This window comes from Thermaerobacter nagasakiensis (assembly GCF_055396825.1).
Map to the genome: position 1 here is coordinate 1585315 of NZ_AP043740.1, position 17175 is coordinate 1602489.

Genomic DNA, 17175 nt, shown 5'->3' on the forward strand with positions numbered 1-17175 from the left:
GCAGGGAATGGGGGATCGCCGGTGCGCCTGGCCGTGGTGCGCTTTCCCGGTTCGAACTGCGAGCACGACGTGGCCGTGGTGCTGGCCCGGGAACTGGGCCAGCGGGTGGAGGTGATCGACCACCGCCGGCGGGACCTGCGCCCCTTCGCGGGGGTGGTGCTGCCGGGCGGGTTCGCCTTCGGCGACTACCTGCGGGCCGGCGCCCTGGCCGCCCGGACGCCGGTGATGGAGGCGGTGCGGGACTTTGCCGCCGCGGGCGGCCCGGTGCTGGGGATCTGCAACGGCTTTCAGATCGTGTGCGAGGCGGGGCTTCTGCCCGGGGCCCTGCGGCCCAACCGTCAGGGCCTCTTCCAGTGCCGGCCGGTCCGGGTGCGGGTGGAGGGGCCCTCCGCCCTGACGGCGGGGCTGCCGCCGGGACGGGTCGTGCGCCTGGAGATCGCCCACGGCGAGGGGGCGTACGTGGGCGAGGGGCCCCAGGGTGCCTTCGTACCGGGGCGGGGGGCCCGGGTCATCCTGCGGTACAGCGACGCCGCGGGCCGGATCGACCCGGACGCCAACCCCAACGGGTCCGTCGACAACGTGGCCGGGATCTGCAACGCGGCGGGCAACGTGGTGGGCCTGATGCCCCACCCTGAGCGGCGGCCGGCGGAAAGGCCGGGGACCGGCTGGGCCGGTGGGGACGGCGGGCGGGCTGCGCCGGGTGGGAGGGCCGGCGGGGGACCCCGATCCGGTGCTCCTTCCCCGGTGCCCGGTGGCCAGGCCGGAACCGGCACCGGCGCCGGAGCCGCCGGCGGAGCCGCCCCAACAGGCCCAACAGGCATACCGGACTGGCATTGCTGGGACGGCCTCGACCTGCTGGCCCGGTGGGTGGCGGCTGCCGCAGCCTGGTGGAGCCAGCGCCGGGCCGGCCCGCGCAGCGGCCCGAGCCACGCCGCCTTGACCGGCCGGGCCGGAGGCTGAGATCCATGGAGCGCCAGGTTCGAGAACCGCAATCCCGATCGAAGCCCCAGGGCGGGCCCCGTAGCCGGCACCGGGCCCAACCTCCGTCCGGGGTGCCGGCGTCCCAGGACCCCGCGGGCCGGGCCCCCGGCGCGGCCGGCGAGCCCTGGCAGGCGGCCGGCCTGACCGCTGCCGAGTACCGGCGGGTCCTGCAGCTGCTCGGACGGGAACCCGGTCCCGCCGAACTCGGCCTGATCGGGGTGCTCTGGTCGGAGCACTGCGCCTACAAGCACTCCCGGCCGCTGCTGCGCCGGCTGCCCACCCGCGGGCCCCAGGTGCTGCTGGGGCCGGGGGAGAACGCCGGCGCCGTCGACCTGGGCGACGGGACGGCGGTGGTCTTCCGCATCGAGTCCCACAACCACCCGTCCTTCGTGGAACCCTTCCAGGGCGCCGCCACGGGCGTGGGCGGCATCCTGCGCGACGTGCTGGCCGCAGGGGCCCGGCCCGTCGCCCTGATGGACTTCCTCTGCTTCGCGGAGCCCCGCCATGACCGGGACCGCCGGCTGGTGCGGGGTGTGGTGGCCGGCATCGCCGCCTACGGCAACCGCACCGGGGTGCCAGTGGTGGGCGGCCGGGTCCTGTTCGAGCCGGGGTACAAGACGAACCCCCTGGTCAACGTGCTCTGCGCCGGGGTGGCGCCGGCCCGGCGGCTGCTCAAGGGCGTGGCGGCAGGGCCCGGTGCGCGGCTGGTGCTCATCGGCCCGCCCACGGGGGCCGACGGCGTCCATGGCGCCACCTTCGCCTCGGCCAGCCTGGGCCCGGATGACGCCGCCGGCCGCCGGCCCGCGGTGCAGGTGGGCGACCCCTTCGCCGGCAAGGTGCTGATCGAAGCGTGCCTGGAGCTGGTGGAAGCCGGTCTGGTGGCCGCCTTCCAGGACCTGGGGGCGGGCGGCCTGGGTGCCGCGGCGGCCGAGCTGGCGTCCCGGGCAGGCACGGGTGCGGTGCTGCACCTGGACCGGGTGCCCCTGCGGGAGCCGGGCCTGCCCGCGGAGGTCATCCTGCTCTCCGAGTCCCAGGAGCGCATGCTGGCGGTGGTCGAACCGGCCCACCTACCGCGGCTGCGGCGGGTGACCCGGCGCTGGGGCCTGCCCGCCGCCGTGGTAGGCCGGCTGGAGGAAGCCCGGGACCGGGGCACCCGATTCCGGGCCCGCCACCGGGGCCGGTGGGTGGTGGACCTGCCCGTCGACCTGTTGACCCGCCAGGCGCCGGTGTACGGGCCGCCCGGGGTGGAGCTGCCGGGCGAGGGCCGGCGCGGGGATGGTGGGCCCGGGGCCGGAACGGAGGGCGGCCCTGAGGCCCGCCCTGACGGCGGGTCCGGAGCCTGGTCTGGCGGCCGGCCCGTGTCCTGGCCTGACGGTGGGCCCGCGGCCGCCGCGGCCCTGGCGATGCTGCCGGGAAGCCCGGACCGTGCCCCGGCGGCATGGGGCGCGTCCCAGCCCGCCGGAGCGCCGGCCGGTCCACGGCCGGGGTCGACCCCGGCACGGCCGGGGGCAGGTCCCGGGCCCACCGGCGCCACCAGGGCGGCGGGGGTGGGGCTGCACCCCCGTGGGGACAGGGACGGCCGGGCAGAGGCCCCGGATCTCAGCGACCCCCAGGCCGTGGCCCGCACCCTGCGCGGCCTGCTGGCATCCCCCGCCCTGGGCAGCAAGAGCTGGATCTACAGCCAGTTCGACCACCTGGTGGGCGGCCGCACCCGGCTCCGCCCGGGGGCGGGCCCCGCGGCGGTCCTGGAGGTCCCGGGCAGCGACCGGCTGCTGGTGCTGGCCATGGCCGGGACGGGCCGGCAGGCGGCCCTGGACCCCTTCCGGGCCGCCGCCCTGGCCGTGGCCGAGGCGGCCCTGCGGGCCAGCTGTGTGGGCGGGATTCCCCTCGGCCTGACCAACGGGCTCAACCTGGGCGACCCGGGACGGCCGGCGGTCTACGCCCAGCTGGCCGGCCTGATCGACGGTATGGCCGCGGCCTGCCGGGCCCTGGACCTGCCGGTGACGGGCGGCAACGTCAGCCTCTACAACGCCACGGGCGAGCACGACATCGACCCCACGGTGGCGGTGGGCGTGGCCGGGGTGATTCCCCCGCCGGGCCGCTGGGCGGCCGGGTTCTTCCCCGGACCGGGGCTCCGGGTGGCCCTGCTGGGACCTCTGGCTGGCCACCTGGCGGGCAGCGAGTACGTGAAGGGGGGCGGGGCGGCCGGCCCTTCGCCGGAGCGGCCCGCGGGCCTGGCCGGCCATGCGGCCCAGGCCCGGGGCGGCGGAGACCCGGCGGCACGGGCCGGGGATCAGGTGCTGCGGTCCGGCGACCAGGTGCCGCGGCCCGGGGACCGGGTGGCACTAGGCGGGGGCCAGGCGGCCCTGCCCCAGGTGCCGTGGGAGCTGCAGCGCCGGCTGCAGCGGCTTCTGCAGGAGGCGGTGGCCCAGGGCTGGGTGGTGGCCGCCCGCCCGGCCGGCCGGGGCGGGCTGCTGGTCACCCTGGTGGAGATGGCCTTTGCCGGCGGCCCCTTGCCGCCGGGCGAGACGGCGGAAGGGGCGGCCCTGGGGCTTGACATCGCCATCCGGCGGCAGCCGGGTGCGCCCGCCCCGCGGCGGGACGCCCTGCTCTTCGGTGAAGGACCGACCCGGGTGGTGGTGGCCGTCCCGCCGGGGGCATGGGATGCCCTGGCCCGGCGGGCGGCCGCCCTGCACGTCCCACTCCACCCCCTGGGCCTGACGGCGGAACCCGGCGGCCGCATTCGGGTCCGGCTGGACGGCGGGCTGTGGCTCGACGAACCGGCGGCTTCCCTGCGGACCCTGTGGGAGGAGGCGCTCCCGTGCCGGCTGGACGGTCCGGAATCCCAGGTAGCGGCGGGGTGACGGCCGGCGCCCTTGCAGCGGGCGGCTTCCCGGCGGCGGGCGGCAGCCATGCGGCGCTTGGCAGCCCCGCGGGAAGCCGTTGCGACGCGCCGGCCGGGCCCTTCGGCCCCCGGGAAGCCTGCGGGATCTTCGGCATCTGGGGCCATCCCGAAGCGGTGGCGTGCACCGTGCGGGCGCTGGTGGCCCTTCAGCACCGCGGGCAGGAGAGCGCGGGAATCGCCGTGCTGGACGGCTCGGGGAGGCTGCGGGTGCAGCGGGGCCCGGGCCTGGTTGGCCACGTCTTTGGCCGTCCGGGGCGCCTGGCGCGACTGGGGGAGGGGGCCATGGCGGCCATCGGCCACGTTCGCTACGCCACCGCCGGCGACCCCGGTCCCCGCAACGCCCAGCCCGTGCTCTTCGGGGGCGACTTCGCCCTGGCCCATAACGGCCAGCTGGCGGGCGGCGACCGCTGGCGGGCCGTCCTGGAGCGCCTGGGGGTTCCCCTGGCCACCACGGCCGATTCGGAGGTCATCGGCCGGGTCGCCCAGCGGCACGCGGCCCGGGCCTCGCGCCTGGCCGTCTCGCGGAGCGCCCGCACCGGGACCTGCCCGGCCCGGCCGGCGGCGCCGGAGGGCGGTGGCGCCATGGCGGGGCCGCCCGGGCCGGGTGGGACCAACCCGGCCGGCCCGCCGGCCCCCTTGCTCAAGGCGCTGGCGGCGGTGCCCGGAGCGTATGCCGTGGTCATCCTGACACGCCGCGGGCTCCTGGCGGCCCGCGATCCCTGGGGCATCCGGCCGCTGGTCCTGGGCCGCATCGGCGACGCCTGGGCCGTGGCCTCGGAGAGCTGCGCCCTGGAGACGGCGGGGGGCCGGGTGGAGGAGGAACTGCCGCCCGGCAGCTGGGTGTGGCTGGGCTGCGGGGAGGCCCCTGGACCCGCCCGCGGCGCCCTGCCCGGCTGGGACCGGGCCGGGCTTGCCCGGGAGGCCTTCTGCGTCTTCGAATACATCTACTTCGCCCGGCCCGACAGCTGTTTCGCCGGCCGGAGCGTGTACGCCGTGCGCAAGGAGCTGGGCCGGCGCCTGGCCCGGGTCCACCCCGCCAGCGCCGACGTGGTGGTGGGGGTGCCCGACTCCAGCCTCCCCGCCGCGGCGGGCTACGCCGAGGCGGCGGGGCTGCCCCACGAGCTGGGCCTGGTGAAGAACCGGTACACCGGCCGCACCTTCATCCGCCCGGGGGCGCGGGAGCGGGAGGAAGCGGTGCGCCTCAAGCTCCATCCCGTGCCCGGCGTCCTGGCGGGGCGGCGGGTGGTGCTGGTCGACGACTCCCTGGTCCGCGGCACCACCGCCCGCTGGCTGGTGACGGCCCTGCGGGAGGCGGGAGCCCGGGAGGTGCACCTGCGCATCACCGCCCCACCCTACCGCTTCCCCTGCCACTTCGGCGTGGACACGGGCCGGGCCGAGGAGCTCCTGGCCGCCGGCCGCTCGCCCCAGGCCATGGCCCGGGCCGTGGGGGCCGACTCCCTGGCCTTCCTGCCCCTCGATCAGGTGGTGGAGGCCACCGGCCGGCCCGCAGGGTCCCTGTGCCTGGGCTGTTTCACCGGGCACTACCCCCTGGATCCGGAAGGCAAGGTGCGCCGGATAGGGCACCGTGGGGACCCCGGCGACCGTGGGATCCCCGGCGGCGGCGCGGGGGGCGGCTGAGGCCGGCTGGACGGCCAGGGCCGGCCGGGCGGGCAGGGCCGGACGGGGTTGGACGGTGGACCCGCCGGACGGCGGGCCGACGGCTCCCCGTAAACGGGGCGGCGCAGGGGGACAACCAGGCAGGGCCGGACACGGTGCAGAGGGGGCAGGGTGGGGGAGGAAGGAGGGCCGCGGGATGCACGACAGGGCGCCCGGGGAGGTGGTCCCCGGGAGCAAGGGGGGCGGGGGCAGCAGGCTCACCTACCGGGAGGCCGGGGTCGACCTGGAGGCGGCCGAGGCGGCCGTCGGGGCCATCGCCCGGGTGGCGGCCACGGCCCGCCGCCCCGAGGTGGTGGGCGGCATCGGCGCCTTTGCCGGGTTCTTCCGCTGGGGCGGGGCGGGGGGCGGTCTCCTGGCCGCCACCTGCGACGGCGTGGGGACCAAGCTGGCCGTGGCCCTGGAGCGGGACGCCCTGGAGACCGCCGGCTGGGACCTGGTGGCCATGAACGTCAACGACCTGGTGGTCCACGGGGCCGAGCCGCTGTTCTTCCTGGACTACGTGGCGGTGGGGCGGCTGGATCCCCAGCGGGTGGCGCGGGTCGTCCAGGGCATGGCGGAGGCTTGCCGGGAGGCGGGTTGCGCCCTCTTGGGGGGCGAGACGGCGGAGTTGCCCGGCCTCCTGCCGCCCGGCGGCATGGAGCTGGCGGGCTTCGCGGTGGGCCACGTGCCGGGCGGGGAACCCCTGGACGGGCGGGCGGTGCGACCCGGGGACGTGATCCTGGGCCTGCCGTCCAGCGGTCCCCACAGCAACGGGTTCGCCCTGATCCGGCGGGTGGCCCAGGTGGCGGGCGCCCGCTGGGACGACCCCCTGCCGGGCACGGGCGCCAGCCTGGGCGAGGCCGTGCTGGCCCCCACGCGGCTCTATGTCGCCGCGGCCCGCCGCCTGCGGGAGGCCTTTGAGGTGCGGGCCATGGCCCACATCACCGGGGGCGGCCTGCCGGGCAACGTGCCCCGGACCCTGCCGGCGGGGTGCCGGGCGGTGCTGGCATGGGGAAGCTGGCCGGTGCCCCAGGTCTTCCACTGGCTCCACCGGCGGGGCGGGGTGCCGTGGGCCGAGATGGTGCGGGTCTTCAACGTGGGCATCGGCATGACCGTGGTGGTGCCGGCGGCCCAGGCGGAAGGGGCCCGCCGGCTGGCGGCGGAGGTGCTGGGGACCGAGGTGCCGGTCATCGGCCGGGTGGTGGCGGGGCCCCGCGGGGTCGACTTCGAGCCGCCGCCGGGGACGAACCCGCCGGGGGGTGCTGGGCTGTGACGCAGGGGGTAGCGCCCGCCGGGCCGGGGCCGTGCCGGATGGTGGTGATGGCCTCGGGGGCCGGGACGAACCTGCAGGCGCTCCTCGACGCGGAGGCGGCGGGCCGCCTGGGCGGGCAGATCGCGGCGGTGCTGTCCGACCGCCCCGGCGCGGGGGCCCTCGAACGGGCACGGGCGGCGGGCAAGCCCGCGATACTGCTCCGGCCGGCGGGGGACTGGGACCGGGCCGTCCTGGACGAGCTGGCACGCTGGCAGCCGGACCTGGTGGTCCTGGCGGGGTTCATGCGCCTGCTCGGGCCGGCGGTGGTGGCGGCGTACCGGAACCGGATCCTCAACATCCACCCCTCCTTGCTGCCGGCCTTCCCGGGCAAGGACGCGCCCCGCCGGGCCCTGGAGCACGGCGTCAAGGTGACGGGCTGTACCGTCCACTTCGTCGACGAGGGTGTGGACACCGGCCCCATCCTGCTGCAGGCGGCGGTGCCGGTGCGGGACGGTGACGATCCCCAGACCCTCCACCGCCGGATCCAGCGGGTGGAACACCGCCTCTACCCGGCGGCCGTGCGGCTGGTGGCCACGGGGCGGGTGCGGCTCGAGGGGCGCCGGGTGCGGATCCTGAAGGGGCCTCGAGGGGGGCGGGGCGCCGGCCCGCGGCCGGGCGCCCCGGTGCGGGAAGGAGGCGTGGCGGGTTGACGGAGCAGCAGCAGAAGGGCAGCCGGCCAGGACCTGCCGGCGAGGAGGACCGCCCGGAGGTGGCGTCCGGCCCTGGCCGGCGCCTCGCCCGGCGGCGGGCCGTCCTGAGCGTGGCCGACAAGCAGGGCATCGCCGAACTGGGCCGGGCCCTGCACCGCCTGGGCTGGGAGCTGGTCTCCACCGGGGGGACGGCCCGGGTGCTGGAAGAAGCCGGCTTGCCGGTGACCCCCGTCCAGGCGGTGACGGGCTTTCCCGAGCTGCTGGAGGGGCGGGTGAAGACCCTGCACCCGGCCCTCCACGCCGGCATCCTGGCCCGGCGCCGGCGGCCGGACGACATGGCGGCCCTGGCCGCCCACGGCATCGTGCCGGTGGACCTGGTGGTGGTCAACCTCTACCCCTTCGCGCAAGCGGCCGCCGCCGGCGTGGCCGGCACCGCTCTGCTGGAAGAGATCGACATCGGCGGGCCCGCCCTGATCCGGGCCGCCGCCAAGAACTGGCCCCACGTCGCCGTGGTGGTCGATCCGGCCGACTACCCGGAGATCGTCGCGGCCCTCGCGCAGGGCGGGCTGCCGGCGGCCCTGCGCCACCGGCTGGCCGTCAAGGCCTTCGCCCACACCGCCGCCTACGATGCGGTCATCGCCCAGGTGCTGGCGGGGACCCGGCCGGAAGACTTTGTGCCCGCAGACCGGATGCCGGGGGAGGTGCTGCCTCTTGAAACGGAGCGGCCGGCCCCTGCTGGAACGGTGCGGCCGGCCGGGGAGGAGGCGCCTGTCGCCGGGGCCGCTTCCGCCCAAGGCGCTCCGGACCGGGTGGGGGACGGCGCCTGGCCTCAACTCCTGGTGCTGCCCCTGCGCCGGGAAAGCGTCCTCCGTTACGGCGAAAACCCCCACCAGGCGGCGGCCGTCTACCGGCCGCTGCTGCCGCCGGGAGGTTTCCACACGCCTCAGGACGGCGGCGCGGCCACCGGCGACCTCGTGACCGCCGCCGCGCCGGCGGGGGCGCCGGGCGGGTTCGTCCAGCGCGGCGGCAAGCCCATGTCGTACAACAACTGGCTCGACACCCTGGCCGCCTGGCGGGCCGTCCAGGAGTTCGCCCTGCCGGCGGCGGTGGCGGTCAAGCACGCCACACCCTGCGGCATCGGCGCCGCCCCGACCCCGGCGGACGCCTTCCGGCTGGCCCGCGACGCCGACCCCGAGTCCATCTTCGGCGGCATCGTCGCCTTCAACTGCACCGTGGACGAGGTCACCGCCCGGCTGCTGGCGGAGATCTTCCTGGAGGTGGTCGTCGCCCCGGGCTTCAGCCGGGAGGCGCTGGCCCTCCTCGCCGGGCGGAAGAACCTGCGGATCCTGGAGGCGCCGGGCCCGGCGGCGGCCGCCGGCGGATCACCCCCACCCGGGCCGGGGCATGCCGGTCCAGCCGGAAGGGCCGTAGCGGCCACGGGCAGCAGCGGGTCCTGGGGGGCCCGGGAGGTCCGGGGTCTGGGCGATTGCTGGCTCGTCCAGGAGGCCGACCCGCCCCTTCCCGCCGGCGTCCGGACCGGCTGGCAGGTGGTGACCCGGGCCGCCCCCTCGCCCGGGCAGTGGGAGGCCCTGGACTTCGCCTGGCGGGCGGTGAAGCCCTGCCGCTCCAACGCCATCGTGGTGGCGGCCGCCCAGCCGGGCGGCGGCTGGCGCACCCTGGGCATCGGCGCCGGCCAGACCAGCCGGGTGCGGGCGGTGGAACAGGCGCTGGCCCTGGCGGGCGAGTCGGCCCGGGGGGCGGTGCTGGCCTCCGACGGGTTCTTCCCCTTCCCCGATTCGGTGGAACGGGCGGCGGCGGCGGGGATTGCCGCCATCGTGCAACCGGGCGGGTCGGTGCGTGACGCCGAGGTCATCGCCGCCGCCGAGCAGGCGGGCATCGCCATGATCTTCACCGGCCGGCGCCACTTCCGGCACTGAGGCGCCCGCCCGGTCGTGCGGCGACACCGCCGGCCGGTGGCGCCTGGAGCGGCACGCCGTGAGGTCCCAAGGGGAGGGAGGAGGGGCATGCGGGTCGCGGTCATCGGCAGCGGCGGGCGGGAACACGCCCTGGTGCGGGCGCTCATGCAGAGTCCCCGGGTGGAGCATGTCCTGGCCCTGCCCGGCAACGACGGCATGGCGGCTCTGGGTGCCGAGTGCCTGGGCGGCGATCCCCTGGACCTGGACGACACCGCCCGGCGCCTTCAGGCCCGGCGGGTCGACCTGGCCCTGGTCGGGCCCGAGGCTCCCCTGGTGGCAGGGCTGGCCGGCCGGCTGGAGGCCGCCGGCATCGCCGTCTTCGGACCGAGCCAGGCGGCCGCCCGCATCGAAGGAAGCAAGGCTTTCGCCAAGGCCTTCATGGCTCGCCACGGCATCCCCACCGCCCCGGGCTGGGTCTTCGACGACCCGGCGGCGGCGGAGGACTTTCTCCGCCGCCACCCGGGCCCGTGGGTGGTCAAGGCCGACGGCCTGGCGGCGGGCAAGGGCGTGGTCGTGTGCGACGATGCCGCCGGAGCCCTCGAGGCGGTCCGGCGCCTCATGCGGCAGGGCGTGCTGGGGGCCGCAGGCCGCCGGGTGGTGATCGAGGAGCGGCTGGAGGGGCGGGAGCTCTCGGTCCTGGCCGTGACCGACGGCCGCCGGGCCCACCTCCTGGCTCCGGCCTGCGACTACAAGCGCCTGGAAGACGGCGACCGCGGACCCAACACCGGCGGCATGGGGGCCTTCTCCCCCGTGCCGGGCGTATCGCCCGCCCTGCTCGAGGCCATCCGGCACTCCATCGTGGAACCCGCGGTGGCGGGCCTGGCAGCGGAAGGCTGCCCCTTCCGCGGCGTGCTTTACGCGGGGCTCATGCTGACGGCCCAGGGACCCCGGGTGCTGGAGTTCAACTGCCGGCTGGGTGATCCGGAGACCCAGGTGCTCTTGCCGCGGCTGGCCGGCGACCTGGCGGAGCTGGCCTGGCAGGCGGCCACGGGCCGGCTTCCGGCCGAGCCGCCGGCCTGGCGATCGGAGGCGGCGGTGTGCGTGGTGCTGGCGGCGCCCGGCTACCCGGACGAACCCGCCCGGGGCCTGCCCATCAGCGGCCTGGAAGGGGCGGCGGGCCTTCCCGGGGTGTTCATCGACCACGCCGGCACGCGGCGGGAGGGCGGCCGCTGGGTCGCCGCGGGCGGCCGGGTGGTGGGGGTAACGGCCCTGGGTTCTTGCCTGGAGGAGGCGCGGCGGAAGGCCTACGCCGCCGTCGAGCGGATCCGCTTCCCGGGGCTGCGGTTCCGCAGGGACATCGCTCGGTTCCACCACGGGGAAGGAACGGGCAACTCCCTCACCGATCAAGAGCAGGACCCGGCCAATGGCAGGACCCGGCCGTTCTCTGTGGAATGACTATTGTGAAACCGATCACAAGTAGCGGACAACCGAGCCGTGTCTCCTTCGGGGCAGGGTGAGGTCCAGGAACCGGCCCGCCGAGGCTGGTTCCTGCGCGCCAATTCCCGACCGGCGGTGATGCGCGGCACCTCCGGTGCCGCGACGAGCCCGCGAGCCCGGTGGCGGGGATCCAGTGACCCCCGCAGGGCAGGAGCCGGTGCGATCCCGGCGCCGACGGTAAAGTCCGGATGGGAGAAGGGGGCAGGGCGTCGGGCCGTGGAACCTTTGTCCTTTCCCGCGGCCTGCCGTTGACCTGTCTCGTCCCGCCCCGGCGTCTGCTGGGGCCTTTTTCGTGGTGGGGCGATGGGGTTTCGTGCGCATCCCGACCGGCGCCAGGCCGGGCGGGTGCCCGCCTGCCCTCGCCCCGCCTACGGGGCCTGCTTCTCCCTTTTCCCCCATCCCTGGCAACGGTTTCACCTGCCCGTGGGGCGAGGGCTCGCCGGCACGGATCCCGGTCCGTGTCCCGGCTTGGGCCCTGGCGGGCGCCGGCCTTCCCTCACCCCGCACCTGACGTGCCGGGCTGGGGTCCATCGGCAAGGCAGGGCGCCGGCCATCGCCCGGCAGCCCGTGGGGGCGGCTCTCGAGGGGGTTGGCTGCACGATGGGCGACGATCGCGCGCCCGGGTCTTCGCCCGGGACAATCCTCCCGTCCCGTGCCTCCGCTGGCGGGGCGGTTCCTGTGGCCGGCCGTGCCCGGCTGGCGGTGGACCGGGAGACCGACCGCCACTTCATGAGGCGGGCCCTGGACCTGGCGGCGAGAGCCGCCGGGCGGACCCATCCCAACCCCATGGTGGGGGCCGTCATCGTCCGGGACGGGGTGGTGGTGGGCGAAGGGTACCACCGGCGCGCAGGGGAGGCCCACGCCGAGGTTGAGGCCCTGCGGTCGGCAAGAGACCAGGCCCGGGGGGCGACCCTGTATGTCACCCTGGAACCCTGTTGCCATCATGGCCGGACGCCACCCTGCACCGAGGCCATCCTGGCGGCGGGCCTGCGGCGGGTCGTGGTGGCCATGGTGGACCCCGATCCGCGGGTGGCGGGCCGCGGCCTTTCCGTTCTGGCGCAAGCGGGCGTAGAGGTTGCCGTCGGGGTCGAGGCGGACCGCGCGCTGCGCCTGAACGAAGCGTATGTCGTGCACCGCGTGCTGGGTCGTCCCATGGTGACGGCCAAGTATGCGATGACCCTGGACGGCCGGATCGCCACCGCTCGGGGCGAAAGCCGCTGGATCACGGGTCCCAGGGCCCGCCGCTGGGTCCACCGCCTCAGGGACCGGGTCGACGCCATTCTGGTCGGGGTGGGAACGGTCCTGGCCGACGACCCCAGCCTTACCGTCCGCTGGCATCCAGGAGGCCGGGACCCCGTCCGGGTCATCCTGGACAGTCACGCCCGCACCCCCCCGGACGCCCAGGTGATCCGGGCGGCCCGGCATTCCCCGGCGCCCACATGGGTTGCCGTGACACCCCAGGCTCCCGCCGTCCGGACCGCCCGCCTGGAGGCGGCGGGGGTGCAGGTCTTGCGGGTGCCGGCGGATCCCCACGGCCGTGTTTCGATTCTCCATCTCCTGCGGGAGCTGGCGTCCCGCGGGATCGTGCACCTGCTGGTCGAGGGAGGGGCGTCGGTCCACGGATCCTTCTTCGCCGCCGGGCTGGTTGACCGGGTGGTGGTCTTCATCGCGCCCAAGCTCGTCGGGGGCCGTGCGGCCCCGGGGCCCATCGGGGACCCGGGGGTGGATGCGCTGGCTGCCGCGCCCGCCCTGCACCGGCCCACCTGGCGCCGGATCGGCGAGGACTGGATGATCAGCGGCTACCTTCGGGATCCCGCGGCCCTGGTCTGCGATCAGCCGCCGGCCTGCCGGGAAGGCCCGCCACCTGCGCCCCGGGCTCCCGGCGGTACACCGGGGCCGGCGACTCCAGGAGAGAGCGCGGGAACCCACTAATACGTCCTGCCCTCCTGTCCGGAGGCCGTCTCGGTCCCTCGCGGGGTGGGGCAAGGGCACGAGGGAGGTCTGGTGATGTTCACCGGTATCGTTCAGGGCAGGGGCCGGTGCGTTGACCTGAAGGCGACGGGCTCAAGCCTGCAGATCTGGATCGAAGCGCCCTTTCTCGGCCAGGTGCGCCCCGGCGACAGCGTGGCCGTGGACGGGGTGTGCCTGACGGTCGCCGCCATCCGAGGGAACCGGCTGGCTTTCACGGCGGTCCCCGAGACCCTGCGTGTCACCACCCTGGGCGACCTGCGACCCGGCGACGAGGTCAACATCGAACCGGCCTTGCGCTGGGGCAGTCCCTTAGGAGGACACCTGGTGATGGGCCACGTGGACGGCACCGGCACGGTGATGGCGGTGTCGGCTCAGGACGCCGGCGTGTCGATGGAGATCGAGGCACCGGCAGACCTGGCCCCCTTGATCGCGCCGAAGGGCTCGATCGCGGTGGACGGTGTGAGCCTCACGGTGGTCGAAGTGCGGGGCCGCCGCTTTACCGTGGCGCTGGTTCCCCACACCCTCGAGTACACGACGTTGGGCCGGCACCGGCCTGGTGACCGGGTCAATCTGGAGGTCGACTGGCTGGCCCGGTATGCCGCCCGGCATCGGCCGGCGGCGGGGGCCCCGGTGCCGGAACCGCCGGCCCGCTTGCCGGGAGCGGCCATGACCCTGGCCACTCTGGAACGGCCCAAGCGCGGCGCCGGCCCCCACGGCCAGGAGCCCGACGCGGTCGGGCGGGTCCGGACGGCCCTGGCCGAACTGCGGGCGGGAGGCATGGTGGTGGTCCTTGACGACGACGACCGGGAGGGCGAAGGGGATCTGGTGCTGGCGGCGCAGCATGCGACCCCGGACCGCATCAACTTCATGTTGCTTCATGGGCGCGGGCTGATCTGTGCGGCCATGGCGGCGGACCGCTGCCAAACCCTCGGGCTGCCGCTGATGGTGGATCCGCCCGCCGATCCCATGGGTACGCCTTTCACCGTCAGCATCGACGCCCGGCACGGTGTCACCACCGGCATCTCGGCGGCCGACCGGGCACGGACGTTGCAGGTGCTGGCAGATCCGGCCAGCACGGCGGCGGACCTGGTCCGGCCCGGCCACGTCTTCCCGTTGCGGGCGCGCCCGTGGGGCGTCATGGAACGCCGGGGCCACACGGAGGCCGCCGTGGACCTGGCGCGCCTGGCAGGGATGGAACCGGTGGCGGCCATCTGCGAGATCCTGGGGGGCGACGGCACGCCCCTGCGGGGAACGGAGATCATCGCGTGGGCCATGGCCAACGGCCTGCCGTGGGTCACCGTCGGCGATCTGGTGGCGTACCGCCTTCGCCATGACACGCTGGTGCGGGCGGTGGCCGAAACGCGGCTGCCCACGCGCTATGGCGAGTTCCACTTGACGGCCTTCGAATACATGCCGGACGGCACGGTCCACCTGGCTCTGACCTGCGGCCTGGACCGCCCGGCTTCGCGGCACCACCCGGCGAGGTCAAGCGCGGTTCAGCCGAGTCCTGCGGCGGCCGGGTCGGCGCCCGTCCTGGTCCGCATCCATAGCCAGTGCCTAACGGGAGATGCCCTGGCATCCTGGCGCTGCGACTGCGGAGACCAGCTCCATGCCGCCCTGGAGCGGATCGGCTCCGAAGGCAGGGGTGCCCTCGTCTACCTGGCCCAGGAAGGACGCGGCATCGGGCTGGCGGCCAAGATCAAGGCGTACGCCTTGCAGGACCGCGGGTTGGATACGGTGGATGCCAACCGGGCCCTGGGCTTCCCTGCGGACGCCAGGGATTACGGAGTGGCGGCCCAGATCCTGCGCTCCCTGGGGCTCCGCCGGATCCGGCTCCTGACCAACAACCCGGACAAGATCGCCCAACTGGAGGGTTACGGCATCGAGGTCGCAGAACGGGTCGCCCTGCCGGCCGCCTACCATGCGGAGAACCTTCGCTACCTGATGACGAAGCGCGACCGTCTCGGACACTCTTTGGACTGGCTCCCGGCCACGGAGGCCGCGGTGCCGGCCGGCCCCTCTGGAGGGGACGGGCGGCGCCGGGTAAGCGGAGAGCCTGCACAGGAGGGGGAATAACCGGTGGCCGTTTACGAGGGGCGGTTGGATGCCGGCGGACTTCGGATGGCTGTGGTGGTCGCCCGGTACAACCGGCCGATCACCGCGGCCTTGCTGGCAGGAGCCCAGGACGCGCTGCGGCGCCACGGGATCGGGGATGAGAACGTGGACGTGGTCTGGGTGCCTGGCTCTTTCGAACTCCCCCTGACGGCACGCCGTCTGGCAGAAACAGGGCGCTATCAGGCGGTGATCGCCCTGGGCGCGGTGCTGAAAGGGGCCACGGCCCACTTCGAATACGTGGCCGGTGCGACAACCCAAGGGCTGATGCAGGCCGGCCTTCTGAGCGGCGTGCCCGTGATCTGCGGCGTGCTCACCTGCGAAACCCTTGAACAAGCCCTGGACCGGACCGGCCTGCGGGCAGGCGACCGGGGCGCCGAGGCGGCGCTGACCGCCCTCGAGATGGCCAATCTGTTTCGGCAACTCCCCGTGCGAACCTGACCCAGGATACGGCGCCGGACGGGCGATGGGAGGCGGTGTCCGGTACCCGGGCCGGCCGGCCGCCTCCCATGTTGGATTCCGGCCCCGCCTGGATCGGAATGGCGCCCCTGCCACCGGCACATGCTGAACTCGTGCCGGGGGTGGGGCTCATGGTGCGTGGCGCCGGGCTGGACGGGCAGCGACATGCCCGGCTGGCCCACCAGGTCAAGGAACTGACCCGGCTGTCGTCAACTTTGTCGGAGCGGCTGGGCGATCTGGTCCAGCAGCTGGAGTCCGCCAACCGGGCGGGGTTCACCGGCGGGTTCACCGGGGTGGTGGCCGTGGATGTGGAGCGGCTGCGGGCAGCCCTTCACCACACGGCCGACCTGAACGTGCGGGCCTTCCGCTGGCGCGGGCGGCCGGTGGCCGCCCTCCTCTTCCTTGAGCCCCTGGTGGACACCCGGCGCCTGGGCGGGCTGGTGGAAGACCTGGACAAGTTCCTGCGCCAGGGAACGGCCAAGGCGGCCCTGGACCCGGCCTGGTGGCGCCTGGGCGACGAGGTGGAGACCCTGCCCGGGCTGGACGAGGCGGTGATCCGGTTGCTCACGGGTCACGCCGTCCTCTGCCTGGAAGGGCAGCGGCGGGTCTGGGTCTTCGAGGTGCGCAGCTTCCGGCAGCGGGCCGTGGACGAGCCCCAGGCGGAGCGGCTGGTGCGGGGCCCCCGGGACGGGTTCGTCGAGAACGTCGAGGTCAACGTGGCCCTGATCCGCCAGCGCCTGGTCACCCCAAACCTGGTGCTCAGGACCTACCGCCTGGGGGATGTGGCCCGCACCCGGGTGTGCATGGTCTACCTGGAAGGGATCGCTCCTGCGGAGCTGGTGTCGGAGGTCGAGCGGCGGTTGGCTCGCATCCGCTCCGACGCGGTGCTGGATTCGGGGCAGCTGGAACAGTGGCTGGAAGACCGGCCGTGGTCGCCCTTCCCCCAGCTGATGGAGACGGAGCGGCCGGACCGGGCCGTGGCCAACCTGCTGGCCGGGCGCATCGTGCTCTTTACCGACGGGAGCCCCTTCGCCCTGGTGGCGCCTGCCCTGTTCAGCCAGTTCTACCAGTCGCCCGAGGACTACTACCAGCGGTGGATCATCTCCACCTTGATCCGGCTGATCCGGGTCCTGTCCATGACCCTGGCCCTTTTGGTGCCGGCCCTGTACATCGCCTTCGTTTCCTTCCATCCGGAGATGATCCCCACGCCCCTGGCGGTGCTGCTGGCTTCCATGCGCGGCGGCGTGCCCTTTCCCGCCATCGGCGAGGCGCTGCTGCTGGAAACGGCGGTGGAGATCCTGCGCGAGGCCAGCATCCGGCTGCCCGGACCCATTGGCCCTGCCATCAGCATCGTCGGCGGCCTGATCATCGGCGAGATGACGGTCTCGGCGGGCCTGGTCAGTCCCGCCATGGTGATCGTGGTGGCCGTGACCACCATCGGCTCCTTTGCGACGCCCAACTACAGCGCGGCCATCGCCCTGCGCATCCTGCGCTATCCTCTGATGCTGGCCGCGTCGGTGTTCGGCCTCTACGGGGTGGTCGTCGGACTCCTGCTGATCATCGTCCACCTGGCGGACCTGGAATCCTTTGGACTACCCTACCTGTATCCCTTCACCCCGCCCCGGTCGCTGAAGGAACTCAGGGACACCCTGGTGCGGGCGCCCCTGCCCGCGGTGCAGCGGGGTGAGGGTGCCACCCGCCCGTAGCCCGGCGGGG

At 75.3% G+C, this 17175-nt stretch carries 11 protein-coding genes; all 11 read left to right on the top strand.

What is annotated here, in order from left to right; translation table 11 throughout:
- Window positions 1–21: 21 nt before the first annotated feature.
- The 11 genes from purQ (at window position 22) to ACZ5T9_RS06785 (ending at window position 17165) form a co-directional block, all read left to right on the top strand.
- Window positions 22–960, top strand: a complete 939-nt coding sequence (purQ, locus tag ACZ5T9_RS06735; RefSeq protein ID WP_464832314.1) for a phosphoribosylformylglycinamidine synthase I — start codon at window positions 22–24, stop codon at window positions 958–960.
- A gap of 5 nt (window positions 961–965) precedes the next feature.
- Entirely contained in the window at window positions 966–3845 is a 2880-nt protein-coding gene (locus ACZ5T9_RS06740; RefSeq protein ID WP_464832315.1) for an AIR synthase related protein, read from the top strand.
- Window positions 3803–5524, top strand: a complete 1722-nt coding sequence (locus tag ACZ5T9_RS06745) for an amidophosphoribosyltransferase (RefSeq protein WP_464832316.1) — start codon at window positions 3803–3805, stop codon at window positions 5522–5524. Before ACZ5T9_RS06740 ends, ACZ5T9_RS06745 begins: the two co-directional genes overlap by 43 nt.
- A gap of 175 nt (window positions 5525–5699) precedes the next feature.
- The gene (gene purM, locus ACZ5T9_RS06750; protein ID WP_464832317.1) at window positions 5700–6815 is read left to right on the top strand and encodes a phosphoribosylformylglycinamidine cyclo-ligase; all 1116 of its coding nucleotides are present in this window, start codon (window positions 5700–5702) and stop codon (window positions 6813–6815) included.
- Window positions 6812–7504, top strand: coding sequence for a phosphoribosylglycinamide formyltransferase (gene purN / locus ACZ5T9_RS06755; RefSeq protein WP_464832318.1), 693 nt, complete (start codon window positions 6812–6814; stop codon window positions 7502–7504). The genes purM and purN overlap by 4 nt, the downstream gene beginning before the upstream one ends.
- On the top strand, window positions 7501–9441 hold the full coding sequence (locus tag ACZ5T9_RS06760) for a bifunctional phosphoribosylaminoimidazolecarboxamide formyltransferase/inosine monophosphate cyclohydrolase (protein ID WP_464832319.1): 1941 nt from the start codon (window positions 7501–7503) through the stop codon (window positions 9439–9441). Before purN ends, ACZ5T9_RS06760 begins: the two co-directional genes overlap by 4 nt.
- An 87-nt stretch (window positions 9442–9528) precedes the next feature.
- Window positions 9529–10875, top strand: coding sequence for a phosphoribosylamine--glycine ligase (purD, locus tag ACZ5T9_RS06765; protein WP_464832320.1), 1347 nt, complete (start codon window positions 9529–9531; stop codon window positions 10873–10875).
- Between the two features lie 642 nt (window positions 10876–11517).
- Entirely contained in the window at window positions 11518–12849 is a 1332-nt protein-coding gene (gene ribD / locus ACZ5T9_RS06770; RefSeq protein ID WP_464832321.1) for a bifunctional diaminohydroxyphosphoribosylaminopyrimidine deaminase/5-amino-6-(5-phosphoribosylamino)uracil reductase RibD, read from the top strand.
- A 75-nt stretch (window positions 12850–12924) separates the two neighbouring features.
- Window positions 12925–14964 (top strand): 3,4-dihydroxy-2-butanone-4-phosphate synthase, encoded by a 2040-nt coding sequence (gene ribB, locus ACZ5T9_RS06775; RefSeq protein ID WP_464832322.1) that lies wholly within the window; start codon window positions 12925–12927, stop codon window positions 14962–14964.
- A 3-nt stretch (window positions 14965–14967) separates the two neighbouring features.
- The gene (gene ribH / locus ACZ5T9_RS06780) at window positions 14968–15441 is read left to right on the top strand and encodes a 6,7-dimethyl-8-ribityllumazine synthase (RefSeq protein ID WP_464832324.1); all 474 of its coding nucleotides are present in this window, start codon (window positions 14968–14970) and stop codon (window positions 15439–15441) included.
- A 149-nt stretch (window positions 15442–15590) separates the two neighbouring features.
- Window positions 15591–17165 carry a spore germination protein gene (locus ACZ5T9_RS06785; RefSeq protein WP_464832326.1) on the top strand — a complete coding sequence of 525 codons (1575 nt, stop codon included), beginning with the start codon at window positions 15591–15593 and terminating at the stop codon, window positions 17163–17165.
- Window positions 17166–17175 lie beyond the last annotated feature (10 nt).